A 14,162-nucleotide genomic window follows, 5' to 3' on the forward strand; every position below is an offset into this window, starting at 1 on the left:
TTGGCTAGGATGGGGCAATGACCCGAGTGCTGGACCCTCAGCGATTGTCAACGGGCCGCGTGCTCGCGGCCAGCACCGTACTGCTCACTCTGGGCGTGGTCTTGGGGGGCCTTCTGGTGGCGGACGTGAGGCTGCCTCCCTTCCAGGGCGTGGACGAAGGCTGGTCCCGCTGGATCACTTCGCTGCGCAGCCCGTTCTGGGACGGAATCAACGGTTTCCTCAACGTGGCCGGCTACCGGGGTGTCCTGGTGGTCCACGGGCTGCTGGTCGTGGCGCTGCTGCTGCGGAGACGCCCGCAGACTGCCATCTTCGCTGCTGCCGCCGGCGTCGCCGTCCTGGTTTTTACGCAGATCCTCAAGGCCGGGATTCTCCGGGACCGGCCGGAGAACACGATTGTCCTGACCGACACCGGGTCCTTCCCCTCGGGGCATGTGGCCAGCACCGCGGCGTTCCTGGTGGTGGTGGCCCTGCTCGTGGGGCGCGCCTGGGTATGGGTCCTTGCCGGACTTGGCGTGCTCGTAATGATGATCAGCCGCACGTACCTGTCCGCGCACTGGCTGATGGACACGGTTGGCAGTGTATGTCTTGCCGTTCCGGTGGTGCTCCTGCTCTGGCTGTACTTCCAGAACATATGCATCCAGGAGAATGCAGACGCCCGGCGGCTGCTTACCTGGCGTGCAAGGGCTTCGCGGCGCCGGCGAGCAGCAGCGCACCCAGAATCGGAATCATGATGGCCAGCAGCGCCAGCCGGATTCCGATCAGGTCACCGAGGTAGCCCAGCAGCGGCGGGCCGGCCAGGAATGCGATGTATCCGATCGTGGAGACCACCGACACGCGCGCGGCCGCGTACTTCGGGTCATCGGCTGCCGCCGACATCCCCATCGGGAAAGCGAGGGCGGCCCCTGCTCCCCAGAGCACCGCGCCGGCCGTGGCCACCCAGAGGTCATCGGCCAGGACGAAGAGCCCCAGCCCTGCGGCCGCGGCGGCCATGCTGGTGCGCAGCACAGCCACCCGGCCGTAGGCGTCGATTGCCCGGCCGCCAAAAAAGCGCACTGCGGTCATTGCCAGCACAAAGGCGGCAAACAGCAGCGCGCCGGTGGACTCCGTGGCGTCCAGCCCGTCCACCGCGGCCTTGGCGATCCAGTCGTTGCCGGCACCTTCGGTGAGCGTCGCACCCAGCACCACGACGCCGATTAGCAGCGTGCGTCCGTCCGTCCAGGCCGAGCGGCCCTTGGCTTCCTTCGATTCCCCAGCCGCGGGAGCGGGGGCCGGGGCGTGCGGCAGGAAGTAGCGCGGCGCGACAAAGGTCAGAACGGCAACGATGCCGGCGATCACCAGCAGGTGCGCCGGGAGCCCGACGCCGAGTCCCGCCAGGCCCGCGCCGATCAGGGCGCCAAGGAACGCGCCGCCGCTGAATGCGGCATGGAACTGCGGCATGATGGTGCGCCCGAGTTTGTGTTCCACGTCAGCGCCCTCAATATTCTGGGACACGTCCCAGAGCCCGATCCCCATGCCGAAGAAGAACAGTGCGACGCCGGTCCCGGGGACGGACTCCGCCAGCAGCGCCAGCGCCACACCGACGCCGGCCACGGCGGCGACCAGGCCTGCGCCCCGGACGGCATTCGCCGTCCCGATGCGGCCCACCACGTGGCCGGCGGTGGGCAGGGCTATCAAAGAACCCCCCGCCACGCACAGCAGCAAGGTACCCATCTGCCCCGAGGAGATATGCAGGATCTCCGTCACGGCAGGGATCCGGGCGGCCCAACTGGCGAACACGAGCCCGTTGATTCCGAAAATCAGGAAGGTCGCCGCGGCGGCGGCATTAAGTTGCGGGCGGGTTGCCGTCTTGGTCATACGATCACTACTTCCACCGAGTGTTGGGCGAGCTGGGCAAGTTCTTCGGGACTCAGGTGCTTGTCCGTGACGAGGACGTCCACGGCGGCCAAGGAGGCGACAAGCGCAACGGCGCTGGCGTTCCATTTGCCTGCGGAGCAGGCCACGATCACCCTGCCCGCGGATTCCAGGCCGGCACGTTTGACGGCCGCATCGTCAAGGTCGTGGGCCAACAGTCCGTCCCGGAGGTCGAGCGCGCAGGGCGTCACGACAGCCGTATCAAACCGCAGCGAGCGGATGTTGGATTCCGTCATGGGCCCGCGGAAGGACAGTTCCCCGGGGGTCAGGGTCCCGCCCGGCAACAGCAGTTCGGGACGCCGGCCGGCAGCCGCGCCGCCGTCAGCAATCGCGTTGACGGCCTGCAGCGACATCGGCATCAGGGTCATTTCCCGTTGCCGCAACTGGCGGGCGACCTCGGTGGCCGTGGTGCCGCTGTCCAGCCAGACATGGGAGCGGTCCTTGAGCAGCGCGGCGACGCCGGCTGCAATCCGAACCTTGACGGCATGGTCCTCGAGTTCGCGCTGGCCGTACTCGGGATTCCCGCCCCGCAGCATCAGGCTCCGGGCGCCGCCGTGGACGCGGCGGAGAACGCCGTGGAGCGCCAGTACGTCCAGGTCACGCCGGATCGTGGCACCCGAGGCACCACATTCGGTCATGAGCTCTTCGACCGTCACGTGCTCCCGGTGACGCAGCAGCTCACCGATGCGGCGGTGGCGCTCTTCAGTACTCATGAACAAATGCTAACGCAGGATGCTCATTTGATCATTTCGCTGCGCATCAAACCCCTGGGCAGCACCGGGACCAAGCAAGCGAACGGCCCGACGCTCCCTCACATTTCGCACGAAAAACGCCAACGCTCCCTCACTAGGTGAGGGAGCGTCGGCGTCAAACGTGCCGGATGTGAGGGAGGGACGGCCTAGCGGGCGCGCTCCACGCGCTTCTCGTCCCAGACCGGCTCGGCCGATTCGTAGACCTTGCCGTCTGAGCCGAAGACCAGGAAACGGTCGAAGGTCCGGGCGAACCAGCGGTCGTGTGTGACGGCCAGGACCGTTCCTTCGAAGTGGTCGATGGCCCGTTCCAGCGCCTCGGCCGAATGCAGGTCGAGGTTGTCCGTGGGCTCGTCGAGCAGCAGCAAAGTGGCGCCGGAGAGCTGAAGGAGCAGGATCTGGAACCGGGCCTGCTGGCCGCCGGAGAGGGATTCGTACTTCTGCTCCGACTGCGAGGCCAAACCGTACCCGTCCAGGGCGCCGGCCGCAGCCTCGCGTCCCAGCCCGGAGCGGTGTTCGTCGCCCCGGTGCAGGATTTCCAGCAGGGTCTTGCCGAGAAGATCGGGCCGGACATGGGTCTGGGCGAAGAAGCCGGGCCGGATGCGGGCGCCGAGTTTCACGGTGCCCTCGTGCGGCACCTCGGCGATCTCGACGTCGGACACCGGCAGGTGCTCCCGTTCCGGGTCGGTGCCGCCGGTGGCGAGCAGCCGCAGGAAATGGCTCTTGCCGGAGCCGTTGGAGCCGAGCACCCCGACCCGGTCCCCGAACCAGACCTCGGTCGAGAACGGCTTCATCAGCCCGGTGAGCTCCAGCTTTTCGGCGACGACGGCGCGCTTGGCGGTGCGGCCGCCCTTGAGCCGCATCTGCACGTTCTGCTCGATCGGCAGCGCCTCGGGCGGGCCGGCCTCGAGGAACTTCGCGAGCCGGGTCTGCGCCGCGTGGTACCGGTTGGCCATGTCGGAGCGGAACGCGGCCTTGTTCTTGTACATGTTGACGAGTTCCTTGAGCTTCACGTGCTCCTCGTCCCAGCGCTTGCGCAGCTCCTCAAAGCGGGCGTTGCGGTCCGCCCGGGCATCCACGTAGGTGCCGAAGCCGCCGCCGTGGATCCAGGCGCCGGCGCCGTTGATGCCCGGCTCGAGGGTAACGATGCGGCCTGCGGCGTTGTTGAGCAGCTCGCGGTCGTGGCTGATGAAGAACACGGTCTTCTTCGACTCGTTCAGCTTCGACTCAAGCCAGCGTTTGCCCGGCACGTCGAGGTAGTTGTCCGGCTCGTCGAGGAGCAGGAGCTGGTCGGGGCCGGCGAACAGCGCCTCGAGCACCAGGCGCTTCTGCTCGCCGCCGGAGAGGCTCGACGCCGGACGGTGCTGCGCGCGGTCGAAGGGCAGGCCCAGGGCGGCCATGCAGACCTCGTCCCACACGGTCTCGACGTCGTAGCCGCCAGCGTCGCCCCAGTCGACGATCGCCTGCGCGTACTTCATCTGGGTGGGCTCGTCGTCGTGCTCCATCATGGCCAGTTCCGCCTCGTCCACGGCGCGGGCGGCGGCGGCGAGGGCGGGCGGGGCGGCGGAAACGAGGAGGTCACGGACCGTGGACTCGTCCCGGACCTGGCCGACGAACTGGCGCATGATGCCCATGTTGCCGGAGCGCCCGATCACTCCTTCGTCCGCTATGAGGTCGCCCGAAATGATCCTGAACAGCGTTGTCTTGCCGGTTCCGTTGGGCCCAATCAGTGCCGTTTTGGAGCCGTCCGGGACCTTAAAGGTCACGCCGTTAAGCAGCTGGGTGCCGTCGGAGAGGAAGTAATCAATATTGGAAACGTCAATATGAGCCACACTTCCATCCTCCCACGGCCGGGCCGCCCGGCCGTGGGTGCGGGGTGGTGTCAGCCTGCAGCGGTGAGGAATTCCTTGAGCAGCGGCCCGGACACGGTGGCGCCGAGCCCGCCTTCCTCGACGAACACGGCGACCGCCAGGTCCCCGTGCACGGCCACGATCCAGGCGTGCGTCTTGGGCGGGTTGTCGGAACCGAACTCGGCCGTTCCCGTCTTCGCGGCCACCGGGGCGCCCGGAACGGAGGCAAGGAATCCGGTGTGGCCGGAGGTCACCACCGCGCGCATCATGTCCGCCAGGGCGGCGGCCTCCGCTGCGGTGACCGGCGTGCCGGAGGTCGCCGCCGGGGCGGGGGAGGCCGACGACGGCGAACCGGCTGATGCGGCAGCCGACGCCGTCGAACCCGCCGACGGGGTGGCTGCGGCGCCGGTGGCTGCCCCCTCATCGGCCCCGGGGTTCAGGACAAGCTGCGGCGCCACAGGTGAGCCTTTGGCGACGGAACCGGCCATGATGGCGGCGGCCAGCGGGGACATAAGCACCTTTCCCTGGCCGATCATCGAGGCGGCGTGCTCGGTCCCTGACGCGTCGCCCGGAACCGAACCGAGGAAAGCGCCGGCCCCCAGGGCGGGGGCCTCCACGGCGACACCCAGGGACGTGGCAGCGGATTCCAGCTGGGCCTGGCTGACCTTGTCCCGTGCGTTGATGAAGGCGGTGTTGCAGGAGTGCGCGAAGGCATCGCGCAGCGTCACGGAGCCCAGCGAGGAGGCCGGGTAGCCTTCGGCGTTCTTGAAGGTACGGCCGTCGACGGTCAGGGTTGCGGGGCAGTCCACCGTGGAATCCGGGGTCATGCCGTTGCGGATCATGGCCAGGGAGTCCACGATCTTGAAGATGGAACCGGGGGCGTACTGGCCCAGCAGCGCAGTGTCGTAGCCGTTGCTGCCCGGGCCCGAGGCGGCGGCGAGGACGGCGCCGCTGGAGGGCCGGAGCGCGACGATGGCCGAGGCCGGGCCGACCTTGGCGAGAATGTTCTCGGCCAGCTGCTGGAGGTTGGGATCCAGGGTGGTCTGCAGCGGAGTTCCGACCTTCATCTCAACCTGGAAGAGGACCCGGCGTCCGCCGTTGAGCAGGGCCTGGCGTTCCTCGGCGGTGAGGCCGGCCTTTTCGGCGAAGACCTGGGTTCCGTCGCTGCCGCGCAGCTTCGCATCGTATTGCTGCTGGAGCCCGCCGCTGCCCGTTGTGACCCCGGCCCTCAGCGCTCCGCCGGATTTCTCGATCTGTTCGGCGTTGGCCTCGGCCGCGGTGCCCAGCAGGGCGCGGGCGAAGGTGCGGGTGGGGGCCAGGGGGAGGAAGTCGCGGATGGCGCGGGCGCCGGGAATCTCGCCGATCTGGTTGTCGGAGATGGTCCTGCCGTCCTCGCGCAGCGTGATGGCGGTGACAAAAGCCTCAGGACCGGCCGCCTGGACCTGCTGGGCGTAGGCCGCGGGGTCCACGCCCACGAGTCCGGCGAGCTGCGTGGCGGACGCCGCCGGGTCGGCGGCAGCCAGGAGCGGTTTGTCGATGCCGACGTTCACGACGGGCCGGTAGGTGACAAGCTTGGCGCCACCGGCACCCAGGATCTCCGCCCGTTGCGGGGACTGGGACGAGGTGCCAAGGATTTCACCCGCGGCCAGCCCGGGAACCAGCGTCGCCGGGTTCCAGACGGTCAGCCACTTGTCGCCGGACTTCTTCAGCTCGGCGTAGGTGGTGTATTTCCACTCGCCGGAGCCGATCTTCCAGCTGTAGTTCAGCGGGACGGTGGCGGTGTCCTTCTCCAGTGTCAGTTCGCCGCTTTCGACCCCTGGCTTGACCGGGTCCAGTGCCTTGAAGACCTCTTTGAGCTGCTCGTTGGCCGCCCCGGAGTCCTTGCCTTCGAACGCGACGGAGCCGACGTCGACCGCCGCGACAGCGGACGCCAGTTGCTTCGCCGCGTCCTGCGCGCCGGCGCGGCCGTCGGAGCAGCCCACCAACGAGCCGCCGATTATGAGCCCAACCAGGGCAAGTGAAAGTTTTGATGAGTTCCCCATCGCGCCATTATGCACCGGCCACCGGACAATTCCGTTGTCACAATTGTTCAGCAGGCTGCACGGCTGGCACCGGGTGACCGGGAAGGAGCGCTGCGGCCCGGGTCAGGGAGGCCGCTCAGAAGCGCCGGATGATCCTGCGCTGCGTCGCCACGGAGATGGCGGCGGTGCGGTTGTCCACCCCGAGCTTGCCGTAGATATGCACGAGGTGGGTCTTCACCGTCGCCTCGGAGATGAACAGCTGTTTGGCGATGGCCCGGTTCCCCAGGCCGGTGGCGAGCAGCTCCAGCAACTGAATCTCGCGGGCGGACAGGGCCGGTTGCGGATTGCGGATCCGGCCCATTAGACGGGCGGCCACCTCCGGGGCCAGCGCGGTCTGGCCTGCCGCGGCGGAGAGCACCGCCTGGCGGATCTGTTCCGGCGGCGCGTCCTTGAGCATGTAGCCGCTGGCCCCGGCTTCGACCGCGGCGAGGATGTCTGCGTCGGAATCATAGGTGGTGAGGATGAGCACCGGCGGGGCGGGCTGTCCGGCCTCGCCGGCCTTGATCCTGCCTGTCGCCGTGACGCCGTCCATGCCGGCGCCCATCTGCAGGTCCATAAGCACGACGTCGGCCGGCTCGCCGAGGGCATGGAGCCGGGAGAGCTCGGCGATCGCCGCGCCGCCGTCGGACGCCTCGGCGGCAACCGTGATGCCCTCGAAGTCGCCCAGCATGGCCTGCAGTCCGGCCCGGACCACCGGGTGGTCATCGACCAGGAGCACGCGGATGTCGTTCACGGGTCGTTCCTTGCCGCTGGATCCCCGAGCGGGAGCCGGATAGCCACTACCGTTCCCTCGCCGGGTGCGGATTCGATGTCCAGGCTGCCGGCCAGCGCCGTCACCCGCTCCTGGAGCGACTTGAGCCCGTATCCCGAGCCGTCGGGGCGGCCGGCAGGGGCCGTGACCGCCGCGGGATGGAACCCCGCGCCGTCGTCAAAAATATCCATCGCCACTTCGCTGCCGAGGAAGGACAGGGTTACGACGGCGGTGTCCGCCTTGGCGTGCACCCACACGTTGGCGAGGCTTGCCTGCGCGGCCCGCAGCAGGGTGGTCCGGTACGGGTTGGGCAGTTCCACCGGGATCCCCTCCAGGTCGAAGCGGCAGTGCAGCCGGGCGCCGCGGGCGGCTGCTTCGGTTTCGGTCTTTTCACAGAGCCGGCGCAGGCTGTTCACCAGCGGATCCTCCGGTGAGGTGCCCTCCGGATTCTCTGCGTTTTCCGAAAGGGCGGGGGGCTGCAGGCCGCGGACGAAGCTGCGGGCCTCGGCCAGATTGGCCGACGCGGTCTCCTGGACGGTCCGGAGCCGGTGGCGGGCCGTGGCGGTATCCCCGTCGTCGAGCGCTTTCTCCGCCGAACGGCCCATCAGCACGATGCTGGAGAAGCCCTGGGCCAGCGTGTCGTGGATCTCGCGTGCCAGCCTGGCCCGCTCGGCGAGCGTCCCGGCGTCGTGCTGGCTGCGGGCAAGTTCGGCGCGGGTGCGGCGAAGTTCCTCGGCCGCGAGCCGCTGGCTTTCGGCTTCCAGATAGAGCGCCCGGTACGCCAGCCCCGTGATCACGGCAAAGGCTGCCCCGAATGCCGGCCCCAGCACCATGGGCAGCTGCAGGGCACCCCCGTCCGCTCCGGTGTTGTGGAACCACAGGGCAACGATGACCAGCACCGTGCTCAGCGTGATCGCCGGCAGCGCCAGCCGCAGCGGCAATATGTGCAGCTGCAGGAAGAAGATCGGGAACGCCAGCCACACGAAGTCGGCGCTGGTCCAGATCAACAGCAGCCAGAGCAGGCAGACGGCCCCCAGCCACAGCGGCGAGTACGGCCGGGGATCGAAGTGGGATGGATCCGTGGAGTGGCGTTTCTCCAGGACGGTGCCCAGCAGGTAGACAGCGGCGAGCACCAGCGCAAGTCCCAGGCTGAGCCAGTCCGCGCCCCGGAGTCCCGGGCCTGCCAGCCGCGCAACAGCGACGAGCAGGAGCACGGCGAAGCCGCTGTGGAGGCACACCCGGAGGACGCGCAAGATCACGGCAGCATTCCTCGTGCCGCCCGGGGCGGCCTCCGCCGGCGCGCTGTGAGCCTTGTCCTCCATGCCTTCAGCGTAGTGCCGGGCCGGGCCGGCACCGCCGGAAATCCCCGCTGCGGCGCCACTATCAACCATTTGATTGACCCGCCCGTCAACCACTCCACCCGGAAGTCCCGGTCATGCGGCCGATGCCTGCCCCGCACCGCGGCGGAAGGCTTGAGGCAAGGCCACAACCCGTTGAAAAGGACTCTTATGTATCTCGCTCTCCGCGACCTCCGCTTCGCCAAAGGACGTTTCCTTTTGATGGGCGGTGTCGTCGCGCTCATCACCCTGCTGCTGGTGCTGCTCTCCGGACTCACCGCCGGTCTGGGCAACCAGTCGACGTCGGCCCTCGCCGCGCTGCCGGCGGACCAGATCGTCTTCGGGGCTCCCGCCGGGGACACCGCCAAGGCATCGTTCACCGAGTCCGAGGTCACCCGCGGTCAGCTGTCGGAGTGGGCAGCCCGCGACGGTGTCGCGCACGCAGAACTGCTCGGCATCAGCCAAAGCCGTTTCCAGGCGGTTGGCCCCGACGGAACCCCCTCCGGGACGGCCAGCGTGGCAGTCTTCGGAACCGACAGGACCGACGCCACCGACGGGTCCGGTGCGGCCGGCCTGGCGCCCCGTCCCGTGGCCGAAGGAACGGTGGTGATCGGCGCCAGCCTCGCCGAGGACCTCGGCCTGCACACCGGCAGCCGCGCCACCGTCGGCGGAACCGAACTGACGGTGTCCGGCGTCGTCCCGGACCAGTGGCATTCCCATACCGGCGTCGTCTGGACCACACTCGGCGACTGGCGGACGCTGGCGCATATCAGCGGGAACGACGCCGCCGCCACCGTCATCGCGGTGACCTCCGACGGCGGGCACACGCTCGACGACGACGCCGCCAACGCGGCCGCAGGGACGGTCAGCACCACCCGGGACGGGTCGTTTCAGGCCCTCGGGTCCTACAAGAGCGAAAATGGCTCCCTGTTGCTGATGCAGGCATTCCTGTACGGGATCTCGGCCCTGGTCATCGTGGCCTTCCTGACGGTATGGACCGTACAGCGCACGCGGGACGTCGCCGTCCTGAAAGCCCTGGGCGGCTCCTCCGGATACATCCTCAAGGACGCCATGGTGCAGGCGGCGATCGTGCTCCTCGCCGGGGCGCTGGCCGGGGGCGCTGCCGGCATGGCCGGCGGCGCCCTCGCCGGCAGCGCCGTGCCGTTCCTGCTGACCCCGCAGACCACGCTCCTGCCGGTCGGGGGCATCGTCATCCTGGGCCTCGCCGGGGCTGCCCTGGCGGTGCGGAGCATCACCCGGGTGGATCCGCTCCTGGCCCTCGGCGGCAACTAGCGCCCTGCACACCCCATCAACATTCCTGGAAAGGCATACACAATGAACACCGCCCTCAACCTCGTCAACGTCACCCTCGAATACCCCGACGGCGACGGCAGCCTCAAAGCGCTCGATGACGTCAACCTGAGACTCGCTGCCGGGGAATTCCTGTCCCTTGTCGGACCGTCCGGCTCGGGAAAATCCTCCCTCCTGGCCGTCGCTTCCACGCTCGTCAGGCCCACCGCAGGCCTCGTGCTGATCGGCGGGACCGATGCCGGCGGGCTGTCCGAGGCGGACCGCACCTCTCTGCGCCGGGAAAGGATCGGCATCATCTTCCAGCAGCCCAACCTGCTGCCGTCCCTCACAGCATTGGAACAACTGATGATAGGTGACCACCTGCGGGGCAAATCTGCGCGGGAGGCCGCCAGCCGCGCTGCAGCGCTCCTGGACCTCGTTGGCCTGGGCCCGGCGGCCGACAAACGGCCCCACCAGCTCTCCGGAGGCCAGCGGCAGCGGGTCAATATTGCCCGTGCCCTGATGGGGGATCCTGCGGTGCTGCTGGTGGACGAACCAACGGCCGCCCTGGACCAGGAACGCAGCGGGGCCATCGTGCGGCTGCTGCGCCAGGTCACGGACGAGTTCCGGGTGGCGACGGTCATGGTCACCCACGACACCGGTTTCGTCCCGCTCACCGACACGGTGGCCAGCATGCGCGACGGCAGGCTCTCCGCGCTGCAGCCGGTCAGCCCGGCCCTCGCCTGAAGGCAGGCCCGTTGCGGTGCCGCGGAGCCCCTACATTCCGAGGTGAGGCACCGCGAGGCCGAATATGTCCTTCAAGGCATATCTTGCGGCGTGGAATCCCGGCATGCCGGTCACGCCCGGGCCCGGCGGTGTGGAGGAGGAACACAGGTAGACGCCGGGCAGGGGCGTCCGCCAGGGGACCGGGCCCAGCACAGGCCGCCGGATGATCCCCCGCAGGTCCATCAGGCCCGCGCTGAAGTCCCCGCCGACGTAGTTTTCGTTGTACTCGCCCAGTTCAGCGGCCGTCGTGACGCGATGACTGACCACCAGGTCCCGGAACCCCGGGGCGAAGCGCTCCAGCTGGGCGATCACGGCCCCGGCCATGTCCACGGTGGACCCGGCCGGTACGTGGCAGTAGCTCCAGAGGATATGCCGGCCCCCGGGCGCCCGTCCGGCGTCGAAGCGCGAAGGCTGGGAGACCAGGACGTAGGGCCGGTCCGGGTGCATGCCCGCGGCAACGAGGTTTTCTGCCGCGGCCATCTCCGCCCGGGTGCCGCCCACGTGGACGGTGCCGGCGTCGGCCAGTCCGGACGCCGCCCACGGGACCGGACCGGAAAGGATGAAGTCGACCTTGCAGGCCGCGTTTCCGAACCGGAACGACTCGAGCGCGCGGCGGTAGCGGTCGGGGAGCGTGCCGCCGGCCAGTCTCAACAGGCCGGGTGGTGCCACGTCCAGCAGCGTGGCGCGGACCGGAGGCAGCTCGGCCAGGGATCCGATCCGGGCCCCGGTTTCCACGGCCCCGCCGTGCGCTTCAATGTCCGCCACCATGGCCTCGGCGATCGCCGCGGAGCCTCCTGCCGGGACGGGCCAGCCGACAGTGTGGGCCAACGTCCCCAGCATGAGGCCTGCTCCGGCCGCGGCGGGGGCCGGCAGTTGCGACACGGCGTGCGCGGCGACCCCGGCCAGCAGCGCGGGCGCCAGCTCCTCCCGGAACCTCAGACCCCATAGCGGTGAGCCCTGCTCCAGGACCCGGGCACCGAACAGGGCGGCCGCCACCGGGTCCTGCGGAATGCGCAGGAGCTGGTTCAGCGTCAGGTCGGCGATGCCGTCCGCGCGCTGCACGAGGGGGGCCATCAGCCGTCCGAAGGCGCCGCCGTCGCGCCCGAGATCCGCAACTGTCCGCTCGAGGGAGCGGTACGCCAGCGCAGCCCGCCCGCCGTCGAGCGGTGTGCCGTAGGAGACCTCGGGGACCTCCAGCCTGATCCGCCGGGACAGCTCGAACTGCCGGAAGAACGGCGAGGCCAGGGCCATCGGGTGGACCGCCGAGCACACATCGTGGAAGTGGCCGGGCTCGATGAGTTCGGCGGTGCGGAGCCCGCCGCCGGGGGTGGGCGCGGCCTCGTAGACGTGCACCTTCAGTCCGGCGCGGGCCAGGGTCACCGCCGCGGCGAGCCCGTTCGGTCCGGATCCGACGACGGCGACATCAGGCATCCGCGGCCGCCCGGCGCCAGGGCAGCACGGAAGCCGAGGGGCGCCGCAGGTCCACCCGCAACCGGTCCGGAACGCCTTCGAACGGCCCGCCCTGGGGATCATCCATCCCGTGCCGGCGGACCACATCATAGGTGGGGTCCCAGATGTCCCAGACCACCCGGGCCATCAGGTAACCGGTGGCGATCATGTGGAACACCACGGCGAGGACGTAGTAGGGCATATCAATATTGTGCTGGGCCACCCCGCCGCTCGTCACCTGCCCGAGGTACATCCAGACGGCCGCCCAGTGCAGCGCTTCGAAGGTCTGCCAGACCAGGAAGTCCCGCCAGCGCGGGCGGGCCAAGGCAAGCAGCGGAATGAGCCAGATGACGAACTGCGGCGAGTAGACCTTGTTCGTCAGGATGAACGCGGCGACGATCAGGAAGGCGAGCTGCGCAAGCCGCGGCCGGCGGGGCGCTGCCAGGGCAAGGACCCCGATCAGCACGCAGGCCAGCACGAACAGGTTCATTGCCAGGGTGTTGATCGCTTCGGGCTGCAAAGGGAACCAGCCCAGCCGCCCGGCGACTAGGTTGTAGGCAAACCAGGGTGAGCTGTAGCCGGCGGGCCGGTCCTCGGTGAACTGGTAGAAGTACTTCCAGCCCTCCGGATTCGCGGCGGCAACTGGGAGGTTGACGGCCAGCCATGCGGCGGCGGCGGCACCGGCAGTGACCAGGATGCCCCGGATCCGTCCGGTGCGCAGGGCAAGGAGCAGGACCGCACCAAGGACCAGCACCGGGTAGAGCTTGGTTGCGGTGCCCAGCCCGATGAAGATCCCGGCCAGCACGAGTTTGTTCCGGGAGAAGCAGTACATGCCCAGCGCCAGCAGCCCGACAGCCCACATGTCCCAGTTGATGGTGCCTGCCAGGATGATGCCGGGGGCCAAGGCCACCATGGCCGCGTCCCACGTGCGGCGCCGGGCCATGCGTGCCGTGGCAAGCACCGTGACGATCCAGACGGCCAGGATCAGGGCGGCGTTGATGTCGAAGTAGGCCAGGATGCGGGTGGCCGAGACGCCCTCACCGGGAACCAGCAGGGCCGTCGCGCCGGCAATGAACCCCATGAGGACGGGATATTCGAAGAACGTCCCCGGCGTGATGAAGGGGAAGGCGCCGTCACCGAGGCCGCGATTCTTGAACAGCTCCGGGAAGTCCGAATAACACGTCGCATAGAACTGGCCCGGGGTTTCCCAGCCCTTCGTGCGGCAATAAGACTTGAGGAGGATTCCGATCACGGAGGCCAGGACGGTGAGCAGGATCAGGACGCGTTCCACGGTGAAAAATCCCGGGGCGACGACGCCGGGGGCGGAGCGGTGGCCCAAGGGTCCGCCGATCAGCTCTGTGAAGTTCCTCAACAAGGGGTCGCTGCGGCTCGGGATGACCAGTCGGACGCGTCTGCGGTGCTCCGGCGGCTTTGTCTCCTGCATGTCCCCGAGCTTACCGGGGCAGCTGCGGCCAGCCGTGCCGCGCCGGGCCGGCGGCTCAGCAGGCGCTGAAGACGGCGCTTAAACGGGGGAGCCCACGCGTCGCCGCGTGGGCTCCTTGCGGATCAATTCCGGGATCAGTCATCAGTACTTCCTTCGATGGCCGGGACGTGCCTCAGCGGATGAGGCCCATCTGGTGCATAACGACGTAGACGTCTTCACGCTTCTGGTCGAGGAGTTGTCCGTTGAACAGCGTCGTGTGCCGTGGGGCCGGCTTGAGGCTCAGGCGCAGGAGCGACTGGAGTTTCTGTTTCATGGTGATCACCTCCCGTCGGCGTCTCGTGCCGCGTGCTCGGGGTGTGGTGCTGGCAATAGTCACGGTGGACCTTTCGTTGGTGCTAATGGGAACGGGAAGTAATTGGGCATGCCAATTAAGGTCTCTGTGAATTGAGGAAGAAAAGGCCTAAATTGGGCATAAGAATGCCCGGCGCTAATTAAACGATTTCGCAAAAGCGAA

General features: G+C 68.8%; 11 protein-coding genes and 1 pseudogene. 3 read left to right on the forward strand and 9 right to left on the reverse strand.

Annotated elements, in window-relative coordinates:
* The first annotated feature begins 17 nt into the window (after positions 1–17).
* Positions 18–731: a phosphatase PAP2 family protein gene (locus AB4Y67_RS05180; RefSeq protein ID WP_441404722.1), complete on the forward strand. Its 714-nt coding sequence runs from the start codon at positions 18–20 to the stop codon at positions 729–731.
* Here AB4Y67_RS05180 and AB4Y67_RS05185 read toward each other — a convergent pair.
* The 6 genes and pseudogenes from AB4Y67_RS05185 to AB4Y67_RS05210 form a co-directional block, all read right to left on the reverse strand.
* Entirely contained in the window at positions 667–1,980 is a 1,314-nt protein-coding gene (locus AB4Y67_RS05185) for an MFS transporter (RefSeq protein WP_441404723.1), read from the reverse strand. The two genes, AB4Y67_RS05180 and AB4Y67_RS05185, sit on opposite strands and share 65 nt — an antisense overlap.
* Positions 1,926–2,624: pseudogene (locus AB4Y67_RS05190) on the reverse strand (DeoR/GlpR family DNA-binding transcription regulator); the annotation flags it as partial. The gene AB4Y67_RS05185 and the pseudogene AB4Y67_RS05190, both read right to left, overlap by 55 nt.
* A gap of 185 nt (positions 2,625–2,809) precedes the next feature.
* Positions 2,810–4,492, reverse strand: a complete 1,683-nt coding sequence (locus AB4Y67_RS05195; protein WP_441404724.1) for an ABC-F family ATP-binding cassette domain-containing protein — start codon at positions 4,490–4,492, stop codon at positions 2,810–2,812.
* Positions 4,493–4,542: 50 nt separating this feature from the next.
* The gene (locus AB4Y67_RS05200; RefSeq protein ID WP_441404725.1) at positions 4,543–6,552 is read right to left on the reverse strand and encodes a penicillin-binding transpeptidase domain-containing protein; all 2,010 of its coding nucleotides are present in this window, start codon (positions 6,550–6,552) and stop codon (positions 4,543–4,545) included.
* 115 nt (positions 6,553–6,667) lie between these two features.
* Positions 6,668–7,324: a response regulator gene (locus tag AB4Y67_RS05205; RefSeq protein WP_441404726.1), complete on the reverse strand. Its 657-nt coding sequence runs from the start codon at positions 7,322–7,324 to the stop codon at positions 6,668–6,670.
* Positions 7,321–8,664, reverse strand: a complete 1,344-nt coding sequence (locus tag AB4Y67_RS05210) for a histidine kinase (protein ID WP_441404727.1) — start codon at positions 8,662–8,664, stop codon at positions 7,321–7,323. The genes AB4Y67_RS05205 and AB4Y67_RS05210 overlap by 4 nt, the downstream gene beginning before the upstream one ends.
* Before the next feature lie 186 nt (positions 8,665–8,850).
* Between AB4Y67_RS05210 and AB4Y67_RS05215 the strand changes: the two genes are divergently transcribed.
* Positions 8,851–9,972: an ABC transporter permease gene (locus tag AB4Y67_RS05215; protein ID WP_441404728.1), complete on the forward strand. Its 1,122-nt coding sequence runs from the start codon at positions 8,851–8,853 to the stop codon at positions 9,970–9,972.
* Positions 9,973–10,014: 42 nt separating this feature from the next.
* Positions 10,015–10,716 (forward strand): ABC transporter ATP-binding protein, encoded by a 702-nt coding sequence (locus AB4Y67_RS05220; protein WP_441404729.1) that lies wholly within the window; start codon positions 10,015–10,017, stop codon positions 10,714–10,716.
* A 30-nt stretch (positions 10,717–10,746) separates the two neighbouring features.
* On the opposite strand, the gene AB4Y67_RS05225 is transcribed toward AB4Y67_RS05220, so the two are convergent.
* From AB4Y67_RS05225 to AB4Y67_RS05235, 3 genes are all read right to left on the reverse strand, one after another.
* Positions 10,747–12,186 (reverse strand): phytoene desaturase family protein, encoded by a 1,440-nt coding sequence (locus AB4Y67_RS05225; protein WP_441404730.1) that lies wholly within the window; start codon positions 12,184–12,186, stop codon positions 10,747–10,749.
* Positions 12,179–13,648 carry a glycosyltransferase family 87 protein gene (locus AB4Y67_RS05230; protein ID WP_441404731.1) on the reverse strand — a complete coding sequence of 490 codons (1,470 nt, stop codon included), beginning with the start codon at positions 13,646–13,648 and terminating at the stop codon, positions 12,179–12,181. The genes AB4Y67_RS05225 and AB4Y67_RS05230 overlap by 8 nt, the downstream gene beginning before the upstream one ends.
* Positions 13,649–13,820: 172 nt before the next feature.
* Complete coding sequence (locus tag AB4Y67_RS05235) at positions 13,821–13,961, reverse strand: hypothetical protein (protein ID WP_346925904.1); 141 nt, start codon at positions 13,959–13,961, stop codon at positions 13,821–13,823.
* Positions 13,962–14,162: the final 201 nt, after the last annotated feature.

It is taken from the genome of Arthrobacter sp. YAF17, assembly GCF_052113365.1.
Taxonomy (GTDB): Bacteria; Actinomycetota; Actinomycetes; order Actinomycetales; family Micrococcaceae; genus Arthrobacter.